The sequence below is a fragment of the uncultured Aquitalea sp. genome, assembly GCF_945957525.1.
Taxonomy (GTDB): Bacteria; Pseudomonadota; Gammaproteobacteria; order Burkholderiales; family Chromobacteriaceae; genus Aquitalea.
Window position 1 is genome coordinate 12,289 of the sequence record NZ_CAMFLA010000019.1, and the last position, 26,012, is coordinate 38,300.

Annotated in this window: 23 protein-coding genes; 13 read left to right on the forward strand and 10 right to left on the reverse strand. The window is 63.4% G+C overall.

The window, feature by feature from the left end; translation table 11 throughout:
* Window position 1 precedes the first annotated feature (1 nt).
* The 5 genes from Q0P52_RS15945 (at window position 2) to nudB (ending at window position 4,364) form a co-directional block, all read left to right on the forward strand.
* Window positions 2–1,249, forward strand: a complete 1,248-nt coding sequence (locus Q0P52_RS15945) for a lipoprotein-releasing ABC transporter permease subunit (protein ID WP_293765198.1) — start codon at window positions 2–4, stop codon at window positions 1,247–1,249.
* The gene (lolD, locus tag Q0P52_RS15950; RefSeq protein WP_293765200.1) at window positions 1,242–1,928 is read left to right on the forward strand and encodes a lipoprotein-releasing ABC transporter ATP-binding protein LolD; all 687 of its coding nucleotides are present in this window, start codon (window positions 1,242–1,244) and stop codon (window positions 1,926–1,928) included. The genes Q0P52_RS15945 and lolD overlap by 8 nt, the downstream gene beginning before the upstream one ends.
* Before the next feature lie 71 nt (window positions 1,929–1,999).
* The gene (locus Q0P52_RS15955) at window positions 2,000–3,292 is read left to right on the forward strand and encodes a mechanosensitive ion channel domain-containing protein (protein WP_293765202.1); all 1,293 of its coding nucleotides are present in this window, start codon (window positions 2,000–2,002) and stop codon (window positions 3,290–3,292) included.
* A 14-nt stretch (window positions 3,293–3,306) separates the two neighbouring features.
* Complete coding sequence (locus Q0P52_RS15960) at window positions 3,307–3,918, forward strand: response regulator (protein ID WP_293765203.1); 612 nt, start codon at window positions 3,307–3,309, stop codon at window positions 3,916–3,918.
* On the forward strand, window positions 3,918–4,364 hold the full coding sequence (gene nudB / locus Q0P52_RS15965) for a dihydroneopterin triphosphate diphosphatase (RefSeq protein ID WP_293765204.1): 447 nt from the start codon (window positions 3,918–3,920) through the stop codon (window positions 4,362–4,364). Before Q0P52_RS15960 ends, nudB begins: the two co-directional genes overlap by 1 nt.
* Window positions 4,365–4,400: 36 nt before the next feature.
* Here nudB and chrA read toward each other — a convergent pair whose 3' ends face one another.
* Window positions 4,401–5,765 carry a chromate efflux transporter gene (gene chrA, locus Q0P52_RS15970; RefSeq protein WP_293765206.1) on the reverse strand — a complete coding sequence of 455 codons (1,365 nt, stop codon included), beginning with the start codon at window positions 5,763–5,765 and terminating at the stop codon, window positions 4,401–4,403.
* A gap of 178 nt (window positions 5,766–5,943) precedes the next feature.
* Between chrA and Q0P52_RS15975 the strand changes: the two genes are divergently transcribed.
* Window positions 5,944–6,546 carry a phosphatase PAP2 family protein gene (locus tag Q0P52_RS15975; protein WP_293765208.1) on the forward strand — a complete coding sequence of 201 codons (603 nt, stop codon included), beginning with the start codon at window positions 5,944–5,946 and terminating at the stop codon, window positions 6,544–6,546.
* 155 nt (window positions 6,547–6,701) lie between these two features.
* Here Q0P52_RS15975 and Q0P52_RS15980 read toward each other — a convergent pair whose 3' ends face one another.
* Window positions 6,702–7,862: a sulfite exporter TauE/SafE family protein gene (locus Q0P52_RS15980; protein ID WP_293765210.1), complete on the reverse strand. Its 1,161-nt coding sequence runs from the start codon at window positions 7,860–7,862 to the stop codon at window positions 6,702–6,704.
* A gap of 71 nt (window positions 7,863–7,933) precedes the next feature.
* On the opposite strand from Q0P52_RS15980, the gene Q0P52_RS15985 reads away from it, so the two are divergent.
* Window positions 7,934–8,209 carry a metal/formaldehyde-sensitive transcriptional repressor gene (locus Q0P52_RS15985; RefSeq protein WP_293765211.1) on the forward strand — a complete coding sequence of 92 codons (276 nt, stop codon included), beginning with the start codon at window positions 7,934–7,936 and terminating at the stop codon, window positions 8,207–8,209.
* Between the two features lie 214 nt (window positions 8,210–8,423).
* Here the strand turns inward: Q0P52_RS15985 and Q0P52_RS15990 are convergent, their stop codons facing one another.
* The 3 genes from Q0P52_RS15990 to Q0P52_RS16000 all read right to left on the reverse strand — a co-directional run bounded on the left by Q0P52_RS15990 (window position 8,424) and on the right by Q0P52_RS16000 (window position 11,525).
* Complete coding sequence (locus Q0P52_RS15990; protein WP_293765275.1) at window positions 8,424–9,314, reverse strand: delta(1)-pyrroline-2-carboxylate reductase family protein; 891 nt, start codon at window positions 9,312–9,314, stop codon at window positions 8,424–8,426.
* A gap of 84 nt (window positions 9,315–9,398) precedes the next feature.
* A complete protein-coding gene (locus Q0P52_RS15995; RefSeq protein WP_293765212.1) occupies window positions 9,399–10,463 on the reverse strand; it encodes a hypothetical protein in 1,065 nt (354 codons plus the stop codon).
* A 114-nt stretch (window positions 10,464–10,577) separates the two neighbouring features.
* Window positions 10,578–11,525: a helix-turn-helix domain-containing protein gene (locus Q0P52_RS16000; RefSeq protein ID WP_293765213.1), complete on the reverse strand. Its 948-nt coding sequence runs from the start codon at window positions 11,523–11,525 to the stop codon at window positions 10,578–10,580.
* A gap of 92 nt (window positions 11,526–11,617) precedes the next feature.
* On the opposite strand from Q0P52_RS16000, the gene Q0P52_RS16005 reads away from it, so the two are divergent.
* The 3 genes from Q0P52_RS16005 (at window position 11,618) to Q0P52_RS16015 (ending at window position 15,377) form a co-directional block, all read left to right on the forward strand.
* Window positions 11,618–12,862 (forward strand): YbiU family protein, encoded by a 1,245-nt coding sequence (locus Q0P52_RS16005; protein ID WP_293765214.1) that lies wholly within the window; start codon window positions 11,618–11,620, stop codon window positions 12,860–12,862.
* Between the two features lie 297 nt (window positions 12,863–13,159).
* Complete coding sequence (locus Q0P52_RS16010; protein ID WP_293765215.1) at window positions 13,160–13,840, forward strand: SOS response-associated peptidase family protein; 681 nt, start codon at window positions 13,160–13,162, stop codon at window positions 13,838–13,840.
* 112 nt (window positions 13,841–13,952) lie between these two features.
* On the forward strand, window positions 13,953–15,377 hold the full coding sequence (locus Q0P52_RS16015) for a DUF945 family protein (RefSeq protein WP_293765216.1): 1,425 nt from the start codon (window positions 13,953–13,955) through the stop codon (window positions 15,375–15,377).
* Between the two features lie 59 nt (window positions 15,378–15,436).
* On the opposite strand, the gene Q0P52_RS16020 is transcribed toward Q0P52_RS16015, so the two are convergent.
* The gene (locus tag Q0P52_RS16020; RefSeq protein WP_293765218.1) at window positions 15,437–15,994 is read right to left on the reverse strand and encodes an antibiotic biosynthesis monooxygenase; all 558 of its coding nucleotides are present in this window, start codon (window positions 15,992–15,994) and stop codon (window positions 15,437–15,439) included.
* Window positions 15,995–16,439: 445 nt separating this feature from the next.
* Here Q0P52_RS16020 and Q0P52_RS16025 point away from each other — a divergent pair, with 445 nt between their 5' ends.
* A complete protein-coding gene (locus Q0P52_RS16025) occupies window positions 16,440–17,495 on the forward strand; it encodes an HD domain-containing phosphohydrolase (RefSeq protein WP_293765219.1) in 1,056 nt (351 codons plus the stop codon).
* 39 nt (window positions 17,496–17,534) lie between these two features.
* On the opposite strand, the gene Q0P52_RS16030 is transcribed toward Q0P52_RS16025, so the two are convergent.
* The 3 genes from Q0P52_RS16030 to Q0P52_RS16040 form a co-directional block, all read right to left on the reverse strand.
* Complete coding sequence (locus Q0P52_RS16030) at window positions 17,535–18,788, reverse strand: sensor domain-containing diguanylate cyclase (RefSeq protein ID WP_293765220.1); 1,254 nt, start codon at window positions 18,786–18,788, stop codon at window positions 17,535–17,537.
* Window positions 18,789–19,033: 245 nt separating this feature from the next.
* Complete coding sequence (locus Q0P52_RS16035; protein ID WP_293765221.1) at window positions 19,034–20,701, reverse strand: ATP-binding cassette domain-containing protein; 1,668 nt, start codon at window positions 20,699–20,701, stop codon at window positions 19,034–19,036.
* A gap of 258 nt (window positions 20,702–20,959) precedes the next feature.
* A complete protein-coding gene (locus Q0P52_RS16040; RefSeq protein WP_293765222.1) occupies window positions 20,960–22,345 on the reverse strand; it encodes a PLP-dependent aminotransferase family protein in 1,386 nt (461 codons plus the stop codon).
* Window positions 22,346–22,472: 127 nt separating this feature from the next.
* Between Q0P52_RS16040 and Q0P52_RS16045 the strand changes: the two genes are divergently transcribed.
* Complete coding sequence (locus Q0P52_RS16045) at window positions 22,473–23,336, forward strand: DMT family transporter (protein WP_293765224.1); 864 nt, start codon at window positions 22,473–22,475, stop codon at window positions 23,334–23,336.
* Window positions 23,337–23,596: 260 nt separating this feature from the next.
* Here Q0P52_RS16045 and Q0P52_RS16050 read toward each other — a convergent pair whose 3' ends face one another.
* Entirely contained in the window at window positions 23,597–24,913 is a 1,317-nt protein-coding gene (locus Q0P52_RS16050; RefSeq protein ID WP_293765226.1) for a sigma 54-interacting transcriptional regulator, read from the reverse strand.
* Window positions 24,914–25,227: 314 nt separating this feature from the next.
* On the opposite strand from Q0P52_RS16050, the gene ddaH reads away from it, so the two are divergent.
* Window positions 25,228–25,989: a dimethylargininase gene (gene ddaH / locus Q0P52_RS16055; RefSeq protein ID WP_293765227.1), complete on the forward strand. Its 762-nt coding sequence runs from the start codon at window positions 25,228–25,230 to the stop codon at window positions 25,987–25,989.
* The last annotated feature ends 23 nt before the right edge of the window (window positions 25,990–26,012 follow it).

Sequence of the window (26,012 nt, forward strand, 5' to 3'; positions counted from 1 at the left end):
GATGCAATGGCCGTTCGAAGCTCTCATCGGGCTGCGCTATCTGCGGGCTCGCCGCCGCAACGGATTCATCTCTTTCATCTCCCTGATCTCCATTGTCGGCATCGCCTTGGGCGTGGCCGCGCTCATCATCGTGCTGTCGGTGATGAACGGCTTCCAGAAGGAGATTCGTGGGCGTATTCTCAGCGTCGCCTCCCACGTGGAAGTCAGCGCTTACAACGGCAGGCTGCCGGGCTGGCAACAGGTGGCGGCAACCGCCAGCCACGACAAGCACGTGCTGGCGGCAGCCCCTTTCGTCAATGGCCAAGGCCTGTTCTCCGCCTACGGCAATGTGCGCGGAGGTTTGGTGCGCGGTATTGAGCCCGCGCTGGAAAACGGCGTGGTGGACGTGGGGCGGCACATGGTGGCGGGCAAGCTGGAAGCCTTGCAGCCGGGCCAGTTCGGCATCGTGCTGGGCGTGGAGCTGGCGCGCCAGCTCAGTGTGGGCATGGGCGACAAGGTAACCCTGTTCGTGCCTGAGGGCACCGTGACGCCGGCGGGGATGATCCCGCGCTACAAGCAGTTCACCGTGGTGGGTCTCTTCAAGGTGGATATGTTCGAATACGATGCTTCGCTGGCCATGATCCACCTGCGCGACGCACAAGTTTTGTCCCGGCTGGGCGACAACGTCAGCGGCGTGCGGCTGAAACTGGACGACCCGATGCTGGCGCCGCTGGTGAAGGCGGAGCTGCAAAAGGCCTTCTCGCAGGAACAACTGGTGACGGACTGGACCGATACCAACGCCAATTACTTCCGCGCCGTGCAGATCGAAAAACGCATGATGACCATCATCCTCACGCTGATCGTGGCGGTGGCGGCCTTCAATCTGGTGTCCACGCTGGTCATGGTGGTCACCGACAAACAGGCTGACATCGCCATTTTGCGCACGCTGGGCGCATCGCCGGCCAGCATCATGAAGATTTTCATGATCCAGGGCTCCGTGGCTGGCGTTACCGGCACGCTGTCCGGCGTGGCCGGCGGGGTATTGGTGGCGCTGAATCTGGATGTGATCGTGCCGCTGATCGAGCGCGTGCTGGGCACCAAGCTGTTGTCCAGCGAGGTGTACATGATTGATTACCTGCCTTCCGACGTACAAACCGGCGATGTGCTGACCATTACCGTGATTTCGCTGCTGCTGGCGCTGTTTGCCACGCTGTACCCCAGCTGGCGCGCCGCGCGCACCCAACCGGCGGAGGCGCTGCGCTATGAGTGACGCCGTACTGGTCTGCCGCCAACTGGGCAAAACTTACGATGAAGGCAAGCTGAACCTCACCGTGCTGGACGATGTGAGCCTCACCGTGGCCAAGGGCGAGCGCCTAGCCATTGTCGGTGCCTCCGGTTCCGGCAAAAGCACGCTGTTGCACCTGCTAGGCGGGCTGGACACGCCCAGTCGCGGCGAGGTGGAAGTGCTGGGGCACCCGCTGTCCGGTCTCTGCGAGAAAGCGCGCGGCGAGCTGCGCAATCGCTCCATGGGTTTTGTCTACCAGTTTCACCATCTGCTGCCGGAGTTCACCGCGCTGGAAAACGTGATGATGCCCTTGCTGATCCGCCGCATGCCGGCCAAGGCCGCCGCGGAGGAGGCCGCCGTCATGCTGGAGAAAGTAGGGCTGGGCAAGCGCTTGCAACACAAGCCGGGCGAGTTGTCCGGCGGCGAGCGGCAACGCGCCGCCATCGCCCGCGCGCTGGTGACGCGGCCCGCCTGTCTGCTGGCCGACGAGCCTACCGGCAATCTGGATAGCCAGACGGCTCGGCAGGTATTCGACCTGATGCTGGAGTTGAACGCCACGCTGGGTACCAGCCTGGTGATCGTCACCCACGATATGGAGCTGGCCGGCCGGGCCCAACGCGCCTTGCGGCTGGTGGAAGGACGGTTGGTGGAGGCCGCTGTCTGAGTCCGATTCGCCGTATTTCCTGCAAGGTTGGCCGAAGGCCGCCACCACAAACAGTCTGACAAGGAACCGCATTGATACTGATCGCCCGTGATGAAATCAGCTTCGACAACCTGCTGAACGCACTGCAGACCGACAGTGGTCTGGCTCAGTTGGCCATCGGCGTGCTGTGCATCCTGATTGCCCGCTTTACCGCCACCTTGGTGTTCCGCCGCTTCTTTCAGCGCGACCCAGCGCGTTATGAGCGATTTCTGCCGTACGCGGCTTTCCGGCTGGTGTTGCCGGGGGTGTCGCAGTTGCTGGTGATTGCCAGCACCATCGTCTGGTATTTCACCATCCACCAGCGCCCGCATTTGTTGCCGCTGTTCTCGGCCATGCTGATGTGGCTGGCCATCATCCGCCTGTTTACCGCCATGATGCGGCAAGCGCTGCCCAAGGGCCGCTTCGAGCGGCATTCGGAACACTTCATCGCCACAGTGCTGTGGCTGGGTTTTGTTTCCTGGGCCATCGGTTTTGATCATGTGCTGATCGACTGGCTGGAGTCCGTGTCTTTCAGCGTGGGCAAGAGCCGGCTGGATTTGCTGACCATCCTCAACGCGTTGCTGTGGGTAACGGTGATTGTGGTGGGCGCGCTGTGGGTCAGCCGCCTGCTGGAAGCGCGGGTGATGAAGCTTCAGCATCTGGACCTGTCGCTGCGCATTGTCTTCGCCAAGATGGCGCGCACGCTGCTGATCGTGGTGGCGGTACTGATAGCGCTGCCGGTGGTGGGCATCGATCTGACCGTGCTGTCGGTGTTTGGCGGCGCGGTGGGCGTGGGGCTGGGTTTTGGCTTGCAGAAGATCGCCAGCAACTATGTGTCCGGTTTCATCATTCTGCTGGATCGCTCCATCCGCATTGGCGACCGTCTGATGGTGGACAATCGCGTGGGTTACGTCACGCGCATCACCTCCCGCTATGTGGTGCTGAAGAGCGCGGACGGCTCGGAAGCGCTGGTGCCTAACGACGCGTTGATTTCCAATACCGTGATCAACCAGTCCTATTCCGACAAATCCATGTGGATCAGCATGCCGATCCAGGTGGATTACGGCACCGATCTCGATCAGGCGCTGGCCATCTTGCGCGAGTCCGCCGTGCATCCGCGCGTGTTGCAGGAGCCGGGCCCGGCGGCGTTTGTCACCGCCTTTGCCGACAATGGCATCAACCTCGAGCTGGGCATCTGGGTGAAAGACCCGGAAAACGGCTTCATGGGCCTGAAATCGGAAATCTATCTCGCTATTTGGCGTCGCTTCAATGAAGTGGGCATCGACATTCCCTTCCCGCAGCGCACCGTGCGCATTGTGGGGGATGATGCGGACAAAACAGTCTGAGGGGAGGGCAGGGCATGACGGACAAACATCTGGCGGTGGTGGACGACGATGCCGCCGTGCGGCAGGCGCTGATCTGGTTGCTGGAAGGCCAGGGCTATGAGGCCAGCGGTTTCGACAGCGCGGAAGAGTTTCTCGCCACCGGCCCATCCTGTCCGTTCAACGGTTTGATCGTGGATCTGCGCATGTCCGGCATGTCCGGCATCGTACTGCTGGAGAAGTTGGCAGAGTGGCCCTACTGCCCGCCAGCCATGATGCTGACCGCGCATGGCGATGTACCGCACGCCGTGGCCGCCATCAAGCTGGGTGCCATCGACTTCATGGAAAAACCCTTCGACGACGAACGCCTGCTGGAGCGCGTGGCGCGACTGGTGCGGCAGGATGAAGAGGGGCGCGCCCGCCATGCGCGCTCACGCCGCATTGAGGATCTGCTGGGTTCGCTCACCGAGCGCGAGCGCGAGGTGATGCATCTGATTCTGGCTGGCAAGCTCAACAAGCAGATTGCGGAGGAGCTTTCCATCAGCATGAAAACGGTGGAAGTGCATCGCTCGCGCGTGTTTGAGAAAATGGGCGTGAAGTCGGCGGTTGAGCTGGCCGGCGCGCTCGCCAATGCAGGAAACCCCTTCTGATGGCCGGCAACAAGCAGCCGGTGTCGGTGCTGGTGGTGATTCACACGCCGGACGCTCAGGTACTGGTGATCGAGCGGGCTGACAAGGCCGGCTTCTGGCAATCCGTGACCGGCAGCCGCGAAGGCAGTGAAAGCCTGCTGCAGACCGCTGCGCGCGAGTTGGCCGAAGAAACCGGCCTGGAGGCCGGCCGATACGCGCTGAGCGACTGGGGCATTATCAACCGGTATGAAATCTACCCGCACTGGCGCCACCGTTATCCGGAGGGCGTCACCCACAACGAAGAACACGTTTTCGGGCTGCTGTTGCCCGCGCCGCAAGCGGTGACGCTGGCGCCGGCCGAGCATCTTGGCTATCGCTGGCTGCCCTGGCGCGAAGCCGCCGACCTAGTGTTTTCTCCCTCCAACGCCGAAGCCATCCGTTTGCTGCCCGCCCGCCTGGGCCTGTAACAGGCAGGCCTACCGTGCGGTTGTTGAGCAGCGCTCTTACGCCGGCATGATGCGCCAGCCGGTCAGCGTCAGCAGCGCGCCTGCCGCCGCTGAAACCAGAATCACCGGAATTACCCCCGCCTTGTAGCGCAGCAGCGCAATCCCGGCCGCCGTCATGATCAGGATCGACCACAAGTCCGGCTCGTGGCCCATGCCTTTGGGCCACAGCGTATGCAAGCCGAAAAACAGCGCCAGATTGGCGATGACGCCCACCACCGCGGCGGTGATGCCGGTCAGCGGCGCGCTCAGGCTGGCCTTGCCGTGACTGTGTTCGATGAAGGGGCCGCCAGCCAGCACAAACAGGAAGGACGGCAAGAAGGTGAACCAGGTTGCGATGAACGCTGCCAGCGACGCGCCCAGCCAGGCGTGGCCGGCCAGCGGCGCATGCTGCCAGCCGCCGACAAAGCCGACAAAGGCCACCACCATGATCAGCGGGCCGGGCGTGGTTTCTCCCAGCGCCAGACCATCCATCATCTGGCCTGAGTTCAGCCAGCCGTAATGGCCGACCGCGCCCTGAAACACATAAGGCAGCACCGCATAGGCTCCGCCAAAGGTCAGCAGGGCGGCTTTGGTGAAGAACCAGCCCATTTGCGTGAAAGGATGCGGCCAGCCTTGCCAGGCCGCCAGCAATCCCATTGGCAGCAACCACAGGATCAGCCCGACCACCGCAACCTTCGCCAGGCCCGCGACGCTGAAACGCGCGTGCGGCGGCGGCGGGGTATGGTCGTCGATGAGCGCGGGCGCCGATGCGCCTAAGCCAGCCGCATGTCCGCCCGTGGCGGGCTTGAAAACGGCAGGGAGAAAGCGGCCGCCCAGCCAGCCTGCGAGCGCGGCCAGCAGGATAATCAGCGGAAAGGGCAGGCTCAGCGCTGCGATGGCGATGAAGGCGCAAGCCGCGATGGCCCACAGGCCGGGATGTTTCAGCGTGCGGCTGCCCACGCGCCAGGCCGCTTGCAATACCAGTGCGGTCACCGCCGGCTTGATGCCGTAAAACAGCCCGGCCACCAAGGGCAGGTTGCCCAGCGCCATATACAGCCAGGACAGGCCGATCAGAATGAGCAGCGAGGGCAGCACGAATAGCACGCCGGCGGCAATGCCGCCTGGTGCGCGGTGCAGCAGCCAGCCGATATACGTGGCTAGCTGCTGGGCTTCCGGGCCGGGCAGCAGCATGCAGTAGTTGAGGGCGTGCAGGAAGCGGCCTTCGGATATCCAGCGCCGGCGTTCCACCAGTTCCTGATGCATGATGGCGATTTGTCCAGCCGGTCCGCCAAAACTGATGAAGCCCAGTTTCAGCCAGAAGTGCAGCGCGTCGCGGAAACGGATGGCGTCCGTTGGGGCTGCGGGGTGTGAGGTGGTGTGCATGAGGCGGGTTCCGGAAGTGGTGCTACATATTAACCGCGAACGGCGGCCCGGGCAGAGGTGTATCGTTTTTGTGACGGTATGTAGCCGTCAATCGCGCGCGCCGTCGCATAAGGCCTAAGGACAGCGGCGCGGTGGATGGCTAGAATGGCTTCCTTTTGTTACACGTCATCATTTTGCAATGCATGCTCTAGAAGCTTTCAACCAGTCGGCCTTCCTGCTGATCAACGCGACGCCCGCCACCCCCCATCTCGCTATCGCGCTGGGAATTTTCACGGCGAAATACCTGATCCTGCTGGTGCCGGCGCTACTGCTGGCCATGTGGGTGTGGGGTGACGAAGCCCAGCGCGACCGCGCTTTGCGCGTGCTGCTCAGCATCGTGCTGGCCTTGTCCGCCAATTTCCTCATCGGTGAGCTCTACCCGCATCCGCGGCCGTTTGCCATCGGCCTGGGGTATCGCTTTATCGACCATGCGGCCGATCCGTCCTTCCCGAGCGATCACACCACCATCATGGCCACCATGGCCTGGGCCTTCTGCTTGGCTGGGCGCGTCAGGCTGGGCGGTATTTTGCTGGCGCTGACTGCACTGGTGGGGCTGTCGCGCATATTCCTTGGCGTGCATTTTCCGCTGGATATTCTGGGCGGGCTGGTTTTGTCTATGGCCTATGCTTGGCTAGTGCATGCAGCCTGGCCGGCGCTGGGACATACGCTATTGAACGTCTGCCAGAAAGCCTACCGCCTGTGTTTTGGCTGGGCCATCCGCAAGGGCTGGCTGGCTGCTTGAACCGGCTCGCGTTCTGGGCGTAAGCAGGCAGTCGGCTTCACATAAAACCCCGCCGGTTCAATTGAACCGGCGGGGTTTTATGTGCGCAGCGTGCATGGCGGATGTGGCGATATTCTTGGTGCGTCATGCCGGCGCCCGGTGGCGCAGGATGTGCCCTAGCGCAAGTGCAGCAGCCCTTGCACCGCCATGACGCCGCCTACCAGCACCATCAGGCCACTGGAAAAATAGGGTGTCTTGCGCGCCCAGGCATCGAGATTGCCAAAGCGCTTGCCCAATTGTTGCGCCCCCCAGGCCGCAGCCACGCCAACGCTCACCATGGACAGCGCCAGTCCCAGACTGAAAGAGGCCACCATGGTTACGCCCAGCGCCACTTTCTTCAGGTGCAGGCAAATGATCAGGATGGTGACCGAGGCCGGACAGGGCATCAGTCCGCCGGTCAGGCCGAACAAGGCGATCTGGCCGGTAGAGACTTCGCGGCCGGCGAAGCGGCGGGCAATCTCCTCGGCGTGCGCCCGCTCGTGCGCATCCTGATAGCCTTCTTCTGCTGCGGGTTTGGGCGCGGTCTTGCGCGTGGCCATGGCCGGGCGGGTCGCTGCCCCCGCGGCTGGCTGGCTGCGAAAACGCATGCTCTTTTCCACCGGCGCTGCGCCGAAGCGCACGCTGAACTGGTGGCCATGATCGCCATGGCGCATGTCCAGCGTGGCGTTGAAGGCGTGCGGCGCGGTAAGGGCGACGGCGGATTGCAGGTAGTTGCCCATGTTCAGCATGTCCGGCGACGCTTGTGAGCCGTCGTCGCGTCTCAGACTGATCAGGTAGCGCACGCGCGGGTCCGGCACTTGTGGTTTCAGGCTACTGCTGTAGCAATAGAGGCGCAGGTGGCCGTCTTCGGCCAACGTCAGCTCAACCAGACCATGACCGGTGTTGATCACTTTGCCGCCGTGTGGCGCTTGCTGCCAGGCCTTGGCGGCCAGATTGTCCTGTCGGGTGCGCCAGAACATCCACACGGCAATGCCGATGACGATGAGGCCGGAAGCCAGCATGAACCAGGGTTCGCTTTGCTCGGCGATCAGGTGGTTGCCAAAGCGCAGGGCCGTCGCTGCCAGCAACCAGACAATGAGCGAGTGCGACAGCGCGGCGCAGGTGCCCAGCAGCACGGCTTGGCCGATGGTGCCGCGAATGGCGATGATGAACGACGCCATCAGCGTTTTGGAGTGGCCGGGTTCCAGCCCGTGCAGCGCGCCCAGCAGAATGGCGGAAGGGATGAACAACCAGAGGTTGCCGCTGCCCTGTTGGATCATGTCGGCGATGGGAGGCATGGGGGGGGGTCGTAAAAATCAGGATGCCTGGAGTATACTCCCCCTCAGTATATTTTTGCGAGGCAAGCCTCATGGCGCATACCCAGCGCGACAAGAAGCCTTTACTGGCGCGAGTGCGCCGCATCAAAGGTCAGGCGGCGGCGATAGAGCGGGCGCTGGAGGAGGGCGAGGATTGCCTGGCGGTGTTGCAGCAGATTGCCGCCATACGCGGCGCGGTCAAAGGCCTGATGGCGGAAGTGCTGGAGGGCCATCTGCGCGAGCATCTGCTGGATCAGGAGATATCCGGCGAAACGCGCGGCGAGGAGCTGGAGCAGCTAGTGCGCATTGTGCGTTCCTACCTGAAATAAGCAAGCGGCGACACCGCCGGCTTTAGCCCGCCAGACAAAACCCCTGATCCTGCGTTGCGCCTGCCTGTCGTGCTGCCGGTATGGCCTGCGCCGGCAGCGGCCCAGCGAGGCGATACTGGCGGCTCTTTAGAGGGGGTAAAGCGCTGCTACGTCTGAGGTTTGCCTGAAACCGGGTGGCGCAGGGGCCGGCCATGCAGCCGGCCATCTGAACAGGCTAGGCGTGCGCCAGCGCACAGCGCGCCGCCGCCAGATCCCAGGCGGCGCAGCCCACGCTCTTGAACAGGCGGGGCCGCCGGGCATCGCCCTTGCCATCCAGCGCGTCCACCAGATCGCCCACATCTGCCCAGTCCACACCTGCTTGCAGCAGATCGCCCGCCTCATGCGGCGCGCCGGCCGGATCGTCCACAAACAATTGGCTGGCGCGGACGGTGTCCGGCCCGAACTCCGCCATGGCGGGCTTGAAGGCGCCCACCCCGATGAGCAGCCGGTCCGCCCGCGCCGCTTCCAGATACACTGGCTGCAAGGCGGTGGTGACGGCAATGACGGCGCTGCTGTCCTCGGCGGCCTGGCGGGTGGCCGCCGTCAGCCGCAGCGGTAAAGCGGCATGGGCATCGCATAGTTGCTTGGCCGAGTCGAGGCTCCGCGACAACACTTCCACCGCTACGCCCGGATAGCAATCGGCCAGCGCGGCAAGATGGGCTGCGGCCTGCCCGCCGGTGCCGATCAGGGTCAGCTTGCGCATCGCGCCTGCGTGCAGGCTGCGCAGGGCCAGCATCGATACCGCGGCCGTGCGGCGGGCGGTGACGGTGGGGCCGTCCAGTTGCAGCAGCACGCCGCCATGCGCGCCGTCCATGATGCTGACCACGCCCTGGATGGTAGGGCGGGGGCCGCCGGCGTTGGCCGGGCACACCGACACCAGTTTGTGGATGGCGATATCGCCGGCGCTGGCTGGCATGGACAGCATCACCCCCTCTCCCTGCAAGGGCAGCACATGGCGCGGAGGGCTGGCAATACGACCGGCGCGATAGTCGCGCGCGGTGGCGGCAAGGGTGTCGCAAAGCGCGGGAAAGGGGAGTAAACGGGCGGTATCTTCAGCGGACAGCATGCGGGTCACGGGCGCACTCCAGTGGGTGGGGGTTCTGTCGACTGTATCCAATCCGGCCGACGCAAGGCAAGCGTTGGCGCTGTCTTACTGCAGACCCTGCCCTGTGCGGCCGTTTTGCCAGATGGCGCGATAGGCCTGTTTGTAAGGAATGTCGGCATCGATGTCCGCGCCCTTGATGCGCAGCAGGGCCGCCTGGTCCAGCAGGATGGGTTTGCTGACATAGCCGCTGGGCGGCTTGCCGGCGAAGGCGCGGTTGAGCTCGTCGGCCAGTTGCCAGCCTTGCAGATTGAGCGGCTCGGCCACGGTGGCGGCTTGTTGCGACTGACCGCTGCGAATACGGCTGATGGCCTTGGGCGAGCCATCGCCAGCGGAAACATTGCGGATGTCGGTTCGGCCGCTGCGCATCAGCGGGTAATTCATTTCGTCAAAGTAGATATCGTTGATGGCCAGCGTATGTGTCCACTGTTTGCCGAAGCGCTGGTTCAGGCCGCGCACTAGCTCCGGCATTTCCTGCGCGGCGCGATTGATGGGCACGTTCATGACCTCCAGCGTCTTGCAGAAGGCGCAGCCGTCCAGCAGCGATTTCATCTTGCGGGTTTTCAGATTGGCGATGTCGAAACGGTTGTCATTGATGATGACTGCGCCCACCGGCCCGGCGTGGTGTTGCATCACGTAGTTGGTGGCCATGCGGGCCACATCCACCGCATCGGAGCTGACATTGAAAAACAGCTGATGAGTGGGGCCGGGCGCATTGGCGGCGTGCCAGCCCACCAGTACCGGCGTGCGGCCTCCGCGCGGCAGCGCATCGCCTAGGTCTTCTGCCTGAAAACCGCCCAGTACAATGCCCTGGCTGCCTTTGCTCAAGGCTTCGGCAAACAGTTTGCGGATGACCTCCGGATTGCCGTTGCCGTCCACTGCGCGCAGCTTCCAGCCCAGTTCGGCGGCCGCCATGGAGAACGCCCGGTACACGCCGCTGATGCCGCCATTGCGAAAATCCTGGGCGATGAAGGTGACTTCGCGCGGGCCGGATTGCGCGGTGGGGCCGGTGGTCGGCCCATCCCAGGCGGCGGCCGAAGCAAGCACAGGCAGCAAAACGCCCGTCAGCAGGGCGGCCAGTCTTGGCAGTGCATGGCGAAGGGCGAAAGGCATACGGGATGCGTTTGCGGTGATGGTTGGAACTTCAGTGTATGACGTCAACATCGACCGGTAAACCTGAATCGGTTGGCGGCGCCGCGCGGGCTTGCCTGTGGCAAAACGGGCTGCTCAAGGCGCTGGCCGCGCTGTTTTCTCCAGCGAGGGCGAGCGTGCGGTCAGCGCTGGCGCATCCTGCTGCGGCGCGGCGTTGCTGTGCCGGCGACGGTATTGCGAAGGCGTCATGTCTTTGAATTGACGGAACTGGCGGTTGAAATGGGCCAGGTTGGCGTAGCCGCAGCGTGTCGCCACCAGGGTGATCGGCTGCATGGTGTCCACCAGCAAGCGGCAGGCTTGGCCAATGCGTAGCCGGGCCAGATGGCGAGTGACGCTTTCACCCAGATGTTGCTGAAAGTAGCGGTGTAGAGAGCGTGGCGAGAGGTTGGCTAGCGCCGCCAGCTCATCCACCGTCAGCGCTTCGGCCAACCTGGCTTCCATTGTTGCCAGCAGGCGGTTGACGCGCTCGGGTTGGCGGCCGCTGGGTTGGCCTCCCTTGATGAAGGCACCGGGGGAGGCCAGTGGCCGGGCCGGGGCGTCGGCCAGCGCGCACAGCAGCTCCAGCGCCGCCGCCAACCGGGTGGCAGGCTCCGGCGACAACAGCCGCTGGCGCTTGGCCAGCGCCTCGCGGGCAGCGCTTTCCTCAAAAGCCAGCCCGCAGCCGGCCTGTCGCAGCAGGCGCGGCAGTGCGGCGTATTCAGGACAGCAGCTGGCCAGCCGGCGTGCCCAGTCGCCGTCAAACCAGATCACCAGCGCCTCTTCGTTTTCTTGCGTCTCGTCCTCTGGCCCGCTTTTGTCCGAAGCCCAGCTGTGCGGCAAGTCCGGCGGCAGCAGCACCAGATCCAGCTCGCGGTAATCGGCGATGTCGTCGCCGACATAGCGCTTGCCGGCGCTGCTCAGCGTCAGGGTCAGCTCGTATTCCGGGTGATGGTGCCATTCAAAGGGAATGCGCTGCAGTTGGCGGTGATAGACGCGCACTGAACAGCCTTCGCCAAATGTGACGTGTTCGAAAGCGGCTTTCATGGCTGAAATGAATGATTAGTTGGCTGAATGGTATCACTTTGCCGGACGGGCTGCGTTTACGCTGCGGTTTCCCACCCCTGAGGAGTCTGACCATGCCGACTTTGCACATCGACGATCTTCCTGCCGCCATCCGCGCGGCCAAGCAAGAACTGCGGCAGGCTTTGCCCGCCTATCGCGAGCGTTTTCTGGAACTGGAGGCCGAGATGACGCGTCAGGCTGCCATCATTGCCGCAGAGCGCGCCGCCGGTTTGCCCGTCATACCGGAAATCAGCCAGCGCGAGATCGACGCCGGCACGGTGAGTCTGGCATCGCTGGCCGCCATCCGTCAGCGGGGCGCCTGTGTGGTGCGCGGCGTGTTCAAGCCAGCGCAGGCCGAGGCCTGGGATCGGGATATCGCCGACTATCTGGCGCGCAACCGGCTGGACGATTTGCTGGCCCATCGCGCCGAGGACAAATATTTTGGCGAGCTGGCTTCCAGCAAACCGCAGATTTACGGCGTGTACTGGTCGCCGGCGCAAATGGCGGCGCGCCAGTCGCCCGCCTTGACCGCCACGCGCGTGTTTCTCAACCGCCTGTGGCGCTGGCAGGGGGCGGCGGGCGAGCATTTCAATCCGGATGCGGCGCTGGCCTATGCCGACCGTTTGCGCCGCCGGCCGCCCGGCTCCGCGTCGCTGGGTTTGTCGGCCCACTGCGACGGCGGCTCGGTGGAGCGCTGGCTGGACACCGGTTTTCGCCAGGTCTACCGCCATGTGTTCAGCGGTCAGTGGCGCGATTACGATCCCTTCGACGCCGCCTGGCGCACCGAGGTGCGTGAAGTGCCGTCGCCGGCGGTGTGCTCCATGTTCCGTACTTTCCAGGGCTGGACCGCGCTTACCCGGCAAGGGCCGGGCGACGGCACGCTGCAATTGGTGCCCATTGCCAACGCCATGGCTTATCTATTGCTGCGGGCCTTGCAGGACGATGTGCCGGACGACGATCTGTGCGGCGCCTTGCCCGGTCGCGCCTTGTCCATCAAGCCGGAATGGCATGCGCCGCTGCTGCCGGCGCTGTCGTCCATTCCGCTGATGCAGCCCGGCGATGCGGTGTTCTGGCACAGCGATGTGATTCACGCGGTGGAAGACCGGCATGATGGACAAGGCTGGAGCAATGTGATGTACATCGCCGCCGCGCCGGATTGCGCCAAGAATCGCGCCTATCTGGCGGCGCAGGCCGCTGCGTTTGCCGAAGGCAAGAGCCCGCCGGATTTTCCGGCAGACCATTTCGAAGCGTCTTTCCCCGACCGCGCCCTCCCCGAGCAACTGAGCCCGCTGGGGCGCGCCCAGCTCGGCCTGGTTTAGGGGGAGGGGGCCGCCAGACACGCGGCTTTTCTGTTTCCTTGGCCGCTGACCGCTGCAGGCTGCTGACTGATTGGATGAGATTGCAGAGGGCCCGGCAATGCCGGGTCTTTTGGCGCACTGCTTGATTCTGCAGCCTGCCAGCTTATTTCCAACCCCTTGCCCTTGCCCCGCAATGAAGCTTCGATTTCTGACCACAAAGCAAGCGGGCGCATTATCCGGCTTACCGCCCGCCGCCACTTTTTTGGCTGCGGCGCGGCGTCTGTTATGCTCGGCGCTTTTGATCTGGCTTGGCCTCCCATGTGTGTGAACTACGTCGCGCCCTCGCGCCGCCGTCTGCTGGATGTCTGGGATCTGGACGGCGACAGCGACGACTGGAGCGCAGAGATATGGCAGGACTATCTGGCGCCCATCATCGTGCCGGGCAAGCAAGGCAGGCCCCGCCTGCTGCTGGCCAGCTATGGCATGGTGCCGCAAGACCGCTGGCCGCCGGGCGCGCGCGCCAGCACCATGAACGCCCGTGCCGAAACAGTGGATAGCCGACCCAGCTATCGCGAGGCCTGGCAGCGGCGACGGTTTTGTCTGGTGCCCATGCTGGGCTTTTACGAACCCTGCTACGAATCCGGTAGGGCCGAGCGCTGGCGCATCGGCCGAGCCGACGGTGCGCCCTTTGCCGTAGCCGGATTGTGGCGGGAATGGCGCGAGGCGGACGGTAGCGTGCTGGCCTCGTTCACCCAACTGACAGTCAATGCCGATGGCCACCCGTTGATGGGCCGCATGCATCGGCCTGGGGATGAAAAGCGCAGTCTGGTGATGTTGGCCGAAGAGGCCGAGGCTCAGTGGTTGTATTGCCGGGAGGACGCCGAGGCGCGTCGTCTGCTGCAACTTTATCCGGCGCAATCCATGCGCGCCGATCCCGCCCCCTTGCCGGCGCGGGATGCGCCTGTCGCCGCCCCGGAGCAGGGCAGCCTGTTTGACTGAGCCTGCTTGGCGATTGATAAGCTGCCGTCAGGTTTTACTCTGCCGTTTTGCAAGCGCTGCTATTGTCAGATGAGGCGTGGCATGACGATCACCGCGTGACAGGGAGCAAAGCATGGGTAGAAAGGCCTTGATGGCGGCGGCGGCCGCCGCGTTGACGCTGGCGGGCGTACTGGCGGCACCGGTCATGGTGGGTGTGAGGACGGAAGAAAAGATCCGTCAGGATATCGACCAACTGGAGCGCGACAAGACCAGCACGGTCAGCGCCAGGCTGGAGCAATACGACCGTGGGTGGTTCGCCTCCAGCGCGCGCGTGCTGTACAGCGTACCGCTGGGAGACCAGCTAGCCAGGCTGGCGGTGGATTATCGCGTTAATCAGCTACCCATCCCTTTCCAGCGCTGGACGCGCACGGATTACACCGTTACCCCGGTGGACGCCGCCGGCAAACCGCTGGGCGATCCGCTGCCGCTTACCGCCTACAGCATCAAGAACTTCCTTGGCGGTCTCGATACTTTTGTCGACAGTGCGGAGCTCAACTGGCGCGAAGTGGACGGCAGCGCTCTGACGCTGAACGGGTTGAACGCCGAATTCCACAGTGAAGACGGCAAGCCCATGCAATACCGGGCCAGCGTGGGCGGGCTCACCCTCAGGGCACCCTTGCCCGAGGGTCGCCAGCTGGCCATGTTGGCAGGCAAGCTGACTGCCGAAGGGCGAAGCAGCCCGGCTTTTGCGGCCAGCGACGTCTGGCAGATGGAGGCAAGCCAGCGGCTGGATAGTCTGGAGATCCAGATCAACGGCCAGTCCATGGCGCGTTTCGGCAAACTGTCCATGGATGCCGCATTGCAGGACAAGGGCGCGCTGATGGACGCGCTGTATCACAGCCGTATCGGCGAGGGGCAGTTGGGCGCGGCCGGACAGGCGGTGTCGATCAGCGATCTGCGGCTGGATTTTTCGCTGATCAATCTGGACAAGCAAGGCTATGCCGACTGGCAAACCCGCACCCGCCAGCTGTACAGCGTATACGGTCAGGACCAACAGGCGCTGGCGCAAGGCCAGCTGGATGGCCTGATGCAGAGCGCGCCGCGCCTCCTGGCCGCCTCGCCGGCTTTCCGTCTGGACCAGCTGTCATTCACCACCGCCAATGGCGCTCTGCATGCTTCGATGGAGCTGCGGTTTGACGGTAGCGGCCTGCAGGCCGCCAGTGTCGTCAGCGCCGGCTTGCCCGCCCTGATGCGCGATCGCCTGGCTGGCAGGGCGGCTTTGCAGCTGGATAAACGTTTGCTGACCCAGGCTGCCGCAATGGCGGGAGAGGGCGCTTCCGCCGCGGCCATGACACAGGCTGTGGAGTCCGGCATGCAACAAGCCGTGCGTCAGGGGTGGGTGAATGACGGTGGCGACAAGATCAGCACCGATGCCAGCTTCAGCAGGGACGGCGCCAGCATCAACGGTCACCCGATGCCTGATATGGCGCGGCTGTTGCGCGGCACGGCTTCGACGGTGGCCGCCGAGCCAGCGCTGCCTGCTGCCAGCAATAATTGACATCGATGGCAAACAACAAGGCGGGCCAGCGGCCCGCCTTGTTGTTGTCCGCCCGCTTCTTAGTGCGAGCGCAGCGGAATCACCGGACGGGCCGGCGCTGCCTGCAGCCAGCGTCGCAGCAGCCGGCTGCTCAGCGGGATGAAAAAGAACACCATCACCGGCGTCATCATCAGCGTGCTGCACAGCACGCGCAGCGGTATGGGCAAGCGGGCCAGACTGTCGCCCAGCAGCAGGGTGAAACAGAGCGATACTGGGAAGAAAACCAGCCAGATCATCACTGCCTGCTTCCAGCGCGGCGGTGCGCCCGCGCCAAACCAACTGTCCACGCCTTGAGCGCAGTGCACCCGGCTGTGCTGCAGCAGCGGTTCGCCTTCGGCCAACCATTGCAACCGGTCCGGCGATGCCGCCCAGGCGTCCAGGCTGGCCTGATCGCTAAAGCGGAACAGGATCTGCCAGTTGTCGTCGCCATCGGGCGGCTTGAGCAATCCGGAGCCAAGATAACCCGGCGCGGCGCTGGCAAGCGCTTCTCCTCGGCGGATCCAGCGGTGAAAGTCGTCATGGCGATCCGGCTTGATGCGGCGGCTCACCAGCAAATTGAGGGGGGCGCTGTGGCTCATGGCTGCTCCTGCGTTGAATGGCCGCGCAAGGGTGGCGCGCGGCATGGGGCGACGTCGGGATGGTGGCGTCATGCTGTGGTGGAGAAGCAAGCGGCATGCCATTGCGGATGCCGTCACTCGCAAAGCCGCGCGTTGGCCGGCAATTGCTTCCCTGCAGTACCGGGTTGCCTGCAAGAATGGCGTCTGGCAAGGATTTTGGGCGGACCTGCCCGCTGCGCGGCCAGGCTGTGCTGCTGAGTGTGCGGGCGGCGGCAAGCCTTGAGTCGGCACCGGGCTGGTGAGTGGCGCACAGGAGTGGTGCAAGTATGGTTCAGCAGAAGATGCCTGAAATTCTGCCTTATTATGATGATCGACAGCCAGAAAATGACGTATGACTCTTGGCATTTGTCTGAAGATGCTGCAAGGTAAAGCGTATTGATGTCTGCCTCTGGAGTTTGGTTTGCGCTTGAGTTTGCCCAATTCCCTGTATATCCGTAACCGGCTGGTGGAAGTGCTTGAAGAGCGGGATGGCAAGGAAAGCGTGGTTTTCCGCCTGAGCGACAAGTATCGCCAGCGCGTGCTGGAGCATTCGCCGGGCGGCGCCATTCCGGCGTTGCCAAGCGAAGACATGACGCCCTTGCAGGCCATGCCGGCGCTGGTGGCGCACCTGCGCGCGCTGAGCGAGCGAGTGCTGGCGGTGCCTGGTTTCCCCGAGCGCATTGCCGCGCTGGCCGCGCTGGTAAGCCGCATGGCGCACACGCAGCCGGACGGCGTCATCGCCGCCATCATGCTGTGTCCCTACCACCATTACACGGCTCACCACGCCATCAACTGCAGCTTGTTGGCCGCGCGCCTCGGCCAAAGCTTGGCGCTGACGTCGCAGGCGGCCGAACAGCTGGTGTGCGCGGCGCTGACCATGAATATCGCCTCGGCTAAATTGCAGGATCGCATGGCCTCGCAACAGGCTGGCCCGTCCACCGCGCAACAGCAGACACTGCACGCGCACCCCTTGTTGGCGGCCGCGATGCTGCGCGAGGCGGGGGTGGAGGATGAGGCGTGGCTGGAGCTGGTGTTGCTGCATCATGAAAAAACCGATGGCCGCGGCTACCCCTTCGGCTTGTCCGGCGATGACATCGAGCATCAGGTGCATCGTTTGCACGCACTGGATCTGGTGACGGCAAAGATGATGCCGCGCACTTATCGCAGCCGCCTCAAGCCCAAGGTGGCGCTGGGCGAACTCTATGCGGGCAAGATGGAGCAAGTGGAGCCTGAACTGGTCAGCCATCTGGTGAAGATCATCGGCATTTATCCGCCGGGCAGTTTTGTCGAACTGGCGGACGGCGACCGCGCCATCGTTGTGCGGCAAACGGATAATGTGGCTACGCCCATTGTGGCCTCGCAAACAAGGCCGGGCAGCCTGATAGACACGGGGCAAGCCGAGGTGTCTATCGTCAAGGCATTGAATTTTCAGGTGGAGGAGCGTTATTTGCCGCTGTTCTACCGACTGTGGGAAGCCACTTAGCCAGGTTGGCCGAAGGGCTGGGCGGCTTGGCGGGCGTGCTCAGCCGCAGTCCTGCGCCGCCACCACCGCATTGCGCCCGCGGGCCTTCGCGGTGTACAGCGCCCGGTCTACACGCATGATCAGGCTTTCAGTGGACTCGTCGTCCAGATGCTGGGCCACGCCGATACTGACGGTGAGCGGCGGCAGCTCGGGATGGCGCAACTGCTCCACGGTCTGGCGCAGGAACTCGGCCAGAAACACGGCGTGCGTTTCGTCCGTGTGCGGCAACAGAATCACGAACTCCTCGCCGCCCCAGCGGCATACCGCATCGGCCGCCCGCACCCGGTTTTCAAAGGTGGAGGCCAGCTGTTGCAGCACCTCGTCGCCGATGAAATGGCCGTACTCGTCATTGATGCGCTTGAAGTGGTCCGCATCCACCAGCAGGATGCTGTAGTCGATGCCGCACAGCTGTTTTTGCTGGCGCGCCTGTTCAAGCAACAGCAACAAGTGGCGGCGGTTCCACAAGCCCGTCAGCGGGTCGCGCAGGGCGGCCCGTTCCAGCTCGCTCTCCAGTCGCTTCTGCTCGGTAATGTCGTGCACCACGCACAGCATCAGTCGTCTGCCGTCCAGTTCCACCGGGCCTGCGTAAGTCTGTACGTCGCGCTGGCTGCCGTCCGCCAGAATATGGGCAAAACTCAAGGGCTTGTGCCCGCCGGGCAGCTTGGCCACCTCCCGCATCACCGGCAAGATGTCCTTGCCGAGCGCATTGATGTCCCAGGTGTGTTTGGTACAGAACGTCTCCCGCGAATAACCGTAAAAACGCGTGGCGGCCTCGTTGGCGTCAAGAATGCGGCCATTCTGCTCCGGGTCTATCAGCAGCATCGGCGCGGTGTTGGTGCGGAACAGCATTTCGTAGAAACGCGTTTCCGCGCTGGCGCCGGCAAACGAGCCCTCGTCGGGAAGCAGACAGACGCCGGACAAGGGCGCGCCCAGAATACCTTCCGCCACGATGGCGTATTCTTCTTCGGCGCTGGCTATGGCGGACAAGCGGCAGGACAGCGGCGCCGGCTTACCCTCGCGGCTGACAGTCCAGATTTCCACAATCTGCTCGCGTGTAAGCATTTCGGGCGTGTAGCTCAGCAAGGAGCTATGCGCGTGGGCAGAGAAAATGCCGTCGCGCATGGCCTGCAGTTCCATATTCGGAACCAGTTTGCGAGCGGATGTATTGGCGAAGCAGATGCGCCCGGCTTGCGGAAGAATCACCCAGACAGGGGTGTTCAGCGCATCCAGCACATCGAAAGCAACCTTGGGCATGAGTAATGGCGCGGTTGTGGCGTGTGTGTCAGCTAATACTAGGCATTCTGCCAGTGGCGAGCAAGATTGTGCATTGCGGCAAGGTTGGTTTGCCGCCAGCCTCTTCGGCCAACATGAGCTTGGCCGAAGAGGCTGGACGCAGGGCAGGGGATAGTTGAGACGTGGCGGTGCCTGGGGCGGGCTTGAGGTGCCGGGAGTGTGATTGCGCCGGGTTTGGCAAGTCTGACTCGCAGCATCCGGGGCCTTTAACGTTTGCCTGCGGCCTCTTCACGCCGGCGCTTGGCCTCTGCCAGCAGATAAACCTGATAATCGTCCAGATCGCCGTCAAAGTCGCTGACGCCGCCGCGCGAGACCATCCAGAACTCGTCACACACGGCCCGCAGCAAGGCCCTGTCATGGCTTACCAGCATCACCGAGCCCTCAAACTCGTTGAGCGCCACGCTGAGCGCCTCGCGCGTAGCCAGGTCCAGGTGGTTGGTCGGTTCATCCAGCAATAGCAGGTTGGGGCGCAGCCAGACGATCATGCACAACACCAGTCGCGCCTTTTCGCCGCCGCTCATGCTGCCTACCGCCTGTTTGACCATGTCGCCGCTGAAATTGAAGGTGCCGAGAAAATTGCGCAGGCCCTGCTCGCGGCAATCGTTGGCGGGCGGACGCAGCTGTGCCGGCGTTTCTCGCACCAGTCGCAACATGTGCTGCAGCGGGTCGTCTTCCGGGCGCAATACGTCCAGCTCTTGCTGCGAGAAATAGCCGATATTCAGGCCCTTGCCGCGGATGATTTCGCCGCTGGTGGCTGCCAGCGCTTCCGCCACGGTTTTCACCAGGGTGGATTTGCCCTGGCCGTTGGCTCCGAGGATGCCGATGCGCTGCCCCGCCAGCACCGAGCGATTCACGCCTTTGACAATCACGGTTGGCGGCGTGCCGGCCGCAGCGGTCTCCGCCGCGGGATAGCCGAACGAAGCCTGCGACATGGTCAGCATGGGATTGGGCAGGCTGCCCGGCTCTTTGAATTCGAACTGGAAGTCGGCATCGGTCAATACAGGTGCGATCTTCTCCATGCGCTCCAGCGCTTTGACGCGGCTTTGCGCTTGCTTGGCTTTGCTTGCCTTGGCTTTGAATCGATCAATAAATTTTTGCAGGTGCGCTATTTTTTCCTGCTGCTTGGCCTGCGCCGCCTGCTGCAGGATCATTTGCTCGGCGCGCATGTCCTCGAACTTGCTGTAGTTGCCGCCGTAGCGCACCAGCTTGCCGTGGTCGATATGCAGGGTGACATTGGTTACCGCATCCAGGAATTCGCGGTCATGGCTGATGACCACCATGGTGCCGGCGTACTGCTTTAGCCAGGCTTCCAGCCAGACCAGCGCATCCAGGTCGAGGTGGTTGGTTGGCTCATCCAGCAACAAGAGATCAGACGGGCACATGAGTGCCCGCGCCAACTGCAAGCGCATGCGCCAGCCGCCGGAGAAGCTGTTGACCGGTTGCTGCAGCTCGGCCACGCTAAACCCCAAGCCCAGAATGAGCGCCTGCGCCCGTGCCGGCGCGTCGTGTTCACCGGCGTCATTCAGTGCGGTATAAGCATGCGCCATGCGCATGTAGTCGTCGCCCGCTTCGGCTTCCGCCACTTCGCGCCGCGCAGCCAGCAAGGTGAGGTCGCCTTCCACCACAAACTCCGTAGCGGTCTGCGAGGTTTCCGGCATGTCCTGAGCCACCTGCGCCATGCGCCACTGGCTGGGAATGGAGAAATCGCCGCCGTCTTCGTGCAGGCTGCCATTCAGTACCGCAAACAGCGAAGACTTGCCGGCGCCGTTGCGGCCGACAAGGCCGACTTTTTCACCGGGATTGATGCTGACTGTCGCGTTGTCCAGCAAGACTTTGGTGCCACGGCGCAAGGCCACGTTTTTCAGAATGATCATGAGGGAGTCGTTGTACGGCCATGTTTTGGAAGCGAAAAGCAGTAGCCCGCTGCGCGCTTCCACCGCGATGGAATGCCATGAAAAAAACAGCGCCCCCGGACACATTGGCCGAGGGCGCAGGGCTGATTATACGCAGATGCCGCCCATGCCGGGCGGCCTGTTCAGCCGCCGGGAGGATGGCTTCGCGGCAAGCCGGGGCAGCGCGGGCTCTTTGGTCGGCGGGCGCTTTGTGTTGCCTGCGTTGCCGCAGCCTCAGGCTTATCGCGTGGACAGGGCTCGCGCAAGAACATCGAAAACCCGATTGTCGGTGCATTGTGCAACGTTAAAGCGCAGGAAGTCTGCCGCGCTCAAGGATCGGCTAAAGGCATTGCCCGGCGCCATCACCACGCCTTCTTGCAGGCATGATCGCGCAATGGAGGCGGCGTCCCTGCCTTGCGGCAGCCGGCACCAGAGAAACATGCCGGCTTGGGGAAGCAGCCAGGGTTGTATATCCAAGGCTTCGAGCCGCAGCGCGGTCCTGGCCATTTCCTCGGCCAGTTTCAGGCGCAGGGCTTCCATGTGCTTGCGGTAGCCGCTGTCGGTCAACGCCCTCAGTACCACTTCTGCCGCCAACCGGCCGCCACCGAAACTGGTGGCGAGCTTCAGGTCGACAAGGCTATCGACCCAGTCGGGACGGACGGCGATGTAGCCGCACCGTACCGAGGCAGAAATGGTCTTGGAAAAGCTGCCGATCTGAATGACCCTCGATAGACCGTCAAAGGCGGCCAGCCTTGGCGCGGGGCTGACTTCAAAATCGGCAAAGATGTCGTCCTCGACGATCACCAGATCGTAACGGTCAGCCAGCTTCAGCAGTCGGTGCGCGGTGACGGCTGAAAGCGTTGAACCGGTTGGGTTGTGGATGCCCGAATTGGTGATGTAGAGCCGGGGGGCGTGTTCTTGCAAGGCGGTGGTGAATTTCTCCACATCCGGCCCGTTGGGCGTGTAGGGAACTCCAATCACTTGAACGCTGTGCGCCTTCAGCAAGGCGTGGAAATTGAAGTAGCAAGGATCGTCAACCAGCACGGTGTCGCCCGGCTCCAGCAGGAAGCGGCAAATCAGGTCAATGGCCTGGGTGCCTGACTCGGTAAGCATTATCTGTTCAGGCGCGGCTTCGATGCCGGCGTTTATCAGCCGACGGGACAGGAATTGGCGCAGACCGGGGTGACCCAACGGGACGGCGTATTCGGTCAGCGCGAGGCAGTCTGCCCGCGCCAGCGCGCGCAGGGCGCGCCGCACCCCCGTCTCATACAGCCATGATGGCGGGAGCCAGCCGCAGCCGGGCTTGAGCATGGCGGGATCCGTTTCCAGCGCCTGTCGCGATACCCATAGCGGGTCCACTTCCCTGTCGAGTCTGGGGCCGATCTGTGTCAGCGAGAGAGGGGCTACCGGCCCGGCGACATAAAAGCCTGAGCCCGGGCGGGAGGTGATCACGCCTTCGGCCGCCAACCGCTCATAGGCCTCCACCACCGTTGAAACCGAAACCTGCATGGTCTGCGCCTGAGCGCGCACAGAAGGCAGACGGGTTGCAGGTGAATAGGCTCGCGACGCAATCCGCGAGCGGATTTCCGTCATCACTGCTTCAATTCTTGTGCCGCTTCGCGCCATGGTTTTTCCTGACTGTGCTGGTTTTTATTGCATAACAGTACTTTGAAATTGTACTGGACTGTTTCTGGCTGAACCAGTCTGGGAGATGCTTTACTGGAGCCCGTAAAAAGAATGGAGGGAGCTCTTGATGGAAAGAACAACAAGCGGGTGGATCAACGGGTTTGCCGGTGTGGCCATCTTCGCGGGATCACTGCCCGCTACGCGTGTCGCAGTTGCTGATTTTCCCCCCGCATTCCTGACCAGCGCCCGAGCCACCATTGCCGCCGCGCTGGGATTGACGCTTTTGCTGCTGTTGCGGCAACCAAGGCCGAAGGTTGAGGATTTGCTCTCTCTTGCTTTGGCGGCCTTGGGGGGCGTGGTTGGCTTTCCGCTGTTGACTGCCCTGGCGCTGCAGCACGTTACGGCAGCTCACTCCATTGTGTTTCTGGGCCTGCTGCCGCTTTGCACGGCTATTTTCGCGGTGATTCGGGGGGGCGAGAGGCCAAGGCCGCTGTTTTGGTTATTCGCTGTTATTGGGGCAAGCTTCATCGTGGCTTATGCCGCATGGGGAGGCATGGCATCTTCGTTGCAAGGCAATCTGTTCATGCTGGCCGCCATCGTCGTATGCGGACTGGGCTATGCGGAGGGGGCGCGGCTGTCCCGGACGCTGGGTGGCTGGCAGGTCATCAGTTGGTCGCTGGCCTTGTCGCTGCCGATCATGTTGCCGATCGCACTGATGACCATGCCGAGCTCATTCGGTCATGTGAGCGTGTCTGCCTGGCTTGGCCTTGGGTATGTGTCTTTGTTCAGCATGTTGCTGGGCTTTGTGTTCTGGTACCGGGGCTTGGCGCAAGGCGGCATTGCCGCTGTCGGCCAGCTTCAGCTATTCCAGCCATTCATGGGGCTGGGCCTGGCCGCGATGTTGCTCCATGAAAAGGTGAGCTGGACCATGCTGGTGGTGACGCTTGCGGCGGTAATCTGTGTTGCGGGGGCGAAGAAGTACGCCAAGTAAGCCCTCAGTGAGGCGCGGGCGGGGGCGTTCAAGACGACATGCGCTGCTTTTGGCGTGTGTCGTCTTGCGTGCTCATCAGCGCGGCGGCGCCTCACCGTCAAGGCCGCTGGTCCGGATCTCGCATGCGCAGCTGGCTTCGGCCAACAGCGGGCTCTTGCCGCATCGCACATTCCCACCCGGCGTGGCCCGGTGCCTGCTGTCTCCCTGGCGCTTGCGGCAAGCCGCTCCAAGGGCGGCGGTTGTGAGCGGAGGCCGCCAGGTCAGGCCAGCCCCAGTCGGCGCAGGCGAGAAACCAGCGTGCTGCGCGCCATGCCCAGCTGCCGGGCAGCAGCCGCGACATTACCGCGGCATTCGGCCAGCACGGCGCGGATTTGCTCGGCCTCTCTCTCGCGCAGCTGACCGCGCAGGCCGCCGTTGCGCGGCGCGGCGGGCGATACGCCTGCGTGCAGTGCGATGCGCTCCAGTCTTGTGCCGCCATTGTGCAGCAGCAGGCTGCGGCGAAGGATGTTTTCCAGCTCGCGCACATTGCCGCGCCAGTCTTGCCCCAGCAGGCAGGCTTCGGCCTCGGGAGACAGGTGCGTCACGCCGGGGCTGAGCTCGGGTGCGTGGCGGGTCAGCAGCTCACGGGCCAGCAGCGGCACATCGCTGCGTCGCTCGCGCAGGGCCGGGATGTGTACGTAGCCGACGTTGAGCCGGTAGTACAGGTCTTCGCGCAGGCGTCCTTGTTCCACAGCCGCCAGCGGTTCCTGATTGAGCGCCGCGATCAGCCGCACATTGGCCAGCAGTGGCTGATGGCTGCCCAGCGGCTGGTAGCTGCCGTCCTGCAGCACGCGCAGCAGCTTGCCCTGCAACTGGATGGGCATGGAGTTGAGTTCGTCCAGAAACAGCGTGCCGCCGTCGGCTTGCGTCAGCAGGCCCTTGCGATTTTCCGCGCCGGTGAATGCCCCGCGTACCGTGCCGAACAGCGTGCTTTCCAGCAGGGTATCCGGAATGGCGGCGCAGTTGACCGTGAATAGAGGCCGGCTGCCGCGCGGGCTGAGTGCGTGGGCGCGGCGGGCGAACAATTCTTTGCCGGTGCCGGTTTCGCCGTAAATCAGTATGGGCAGTTCGCTGGCGGCGAAGGTATCAAGCCAGGCAATCTGCTGGCGCATGCCGGGGTCGTTGGTGGCAATGCGCGGCACGTCGGTGTCTTTGCCGCGCTGGTTGGGCATGTGTCGGAGCTGGCGGCCGATCTCGATTGCGCCCAGCAGGCCGCCGTCGCGCCCGGTCAGCGGTACGGCGGTGTGCAGATAGGGAATGGTTTGGCCGTCGGGGCCAATGTAGGACTGGCAAACGTCGGTGAAGCGCGCGCCGCGTTCAAGGCACTGTAGCAGGGTGCTGTCCTCGCGGCTGAGCCAGGGGTTCTGCTCCAGCACGTGTTTGCCGATGGCGTCGTCGGCGTCCACGCCGTCCATATGGGCGCTGGCCGGGTTGTAGTAGACGAAGCGTCCTGCAGCGTCCACAACGGTGGCCGGACGATCCAGCGTGTCCAGTACCGGTCGCAGGCAGGCTATCAGCCAGTCCAGTTCTTTTCTCACGTCTTGCTCCCTTGCTCAGGCTGCTGCCCATTGGTAGTGGAGATGGATTGACCATTTTTCGCCATATTGTTTCAGTGTGATTGATTTATCGCTACTTGGCTCTGTCGAAAAATGGCGATATGGCGAGAGTTATCCTGTTGGCGCCATGGGGTAGGCGGAAAATACTGGGTAAAACGCGCTGAAAGGCAGTGAAACAGCGGAAAATCGGGTCGGAAATTTGATCCTGATCAAACTTGAGCCGCGATCAGGGCGGGCAAGCTGGCACGCTAGTTGCGCTTATACGGGCGTTACCCCCCAACCATCAGGAGATCGCAATGTTCAAGCACATCATCGCCCGTACTCCCTGCCGCGGACTGGTCAACGGCATTTCCTCCAGCAACCTTGGCAAGCCCGACTACGCCTTGGCGCTGGAACAGCACAACACCTATATCCGCGCGCTGCAGACTTGCGGCGTGGACATCACCATCCTGCCGCCGGCGGAGGACTTCCCGGATTCGGTGTTTGTGGAAGACCCGGCGCTGTGTACGCCGCATTGCGCCATTGTCACCCGGCCTGGCGCTGACAGCCGTCGCGACGAAGCCATGCTGATGGAACCGGTGCTGCGCCGTTTTTACCAACATGTGGAGCGTATCGAGGCTCCGGGCACGCTGGATGCCGGCGATGTCATGATGGTGGGCAGCCACTTCTACATCGGCGAATCGGCCCGTACGAACGCAGAAGGCGCGCGCCAGCTTATCGCCATCCTGGAAAAGCACGGCATGAGCGGGTCGGTGGTTCGGCTGGAGAAGGTGTTGCACCTGAAAACTGGCCTCGCCTATCTGGAGAACAACAATCTGCTGGCTGCCGGCGAGTTCATCACCAAGCCGGAATTCCAGAAGTTCAACATCATCGCTATCCCGGAAGAAGAGTCCTACGCCGCCAACTGCATCTGGGTGAACGGCAAGGTGATCATGCCTTCGGGTTACCCGCAGACCCGCGACCGCATCGCCGCGCTCGGTTACCAGGTAATCGAGGTGGATACCTCCGAATACCGCAAAGTGGATGGCGGCGTCAGTTGCATGTCGCTGCGTTTCTGACAGTGCGGATAGTGTGACAACCG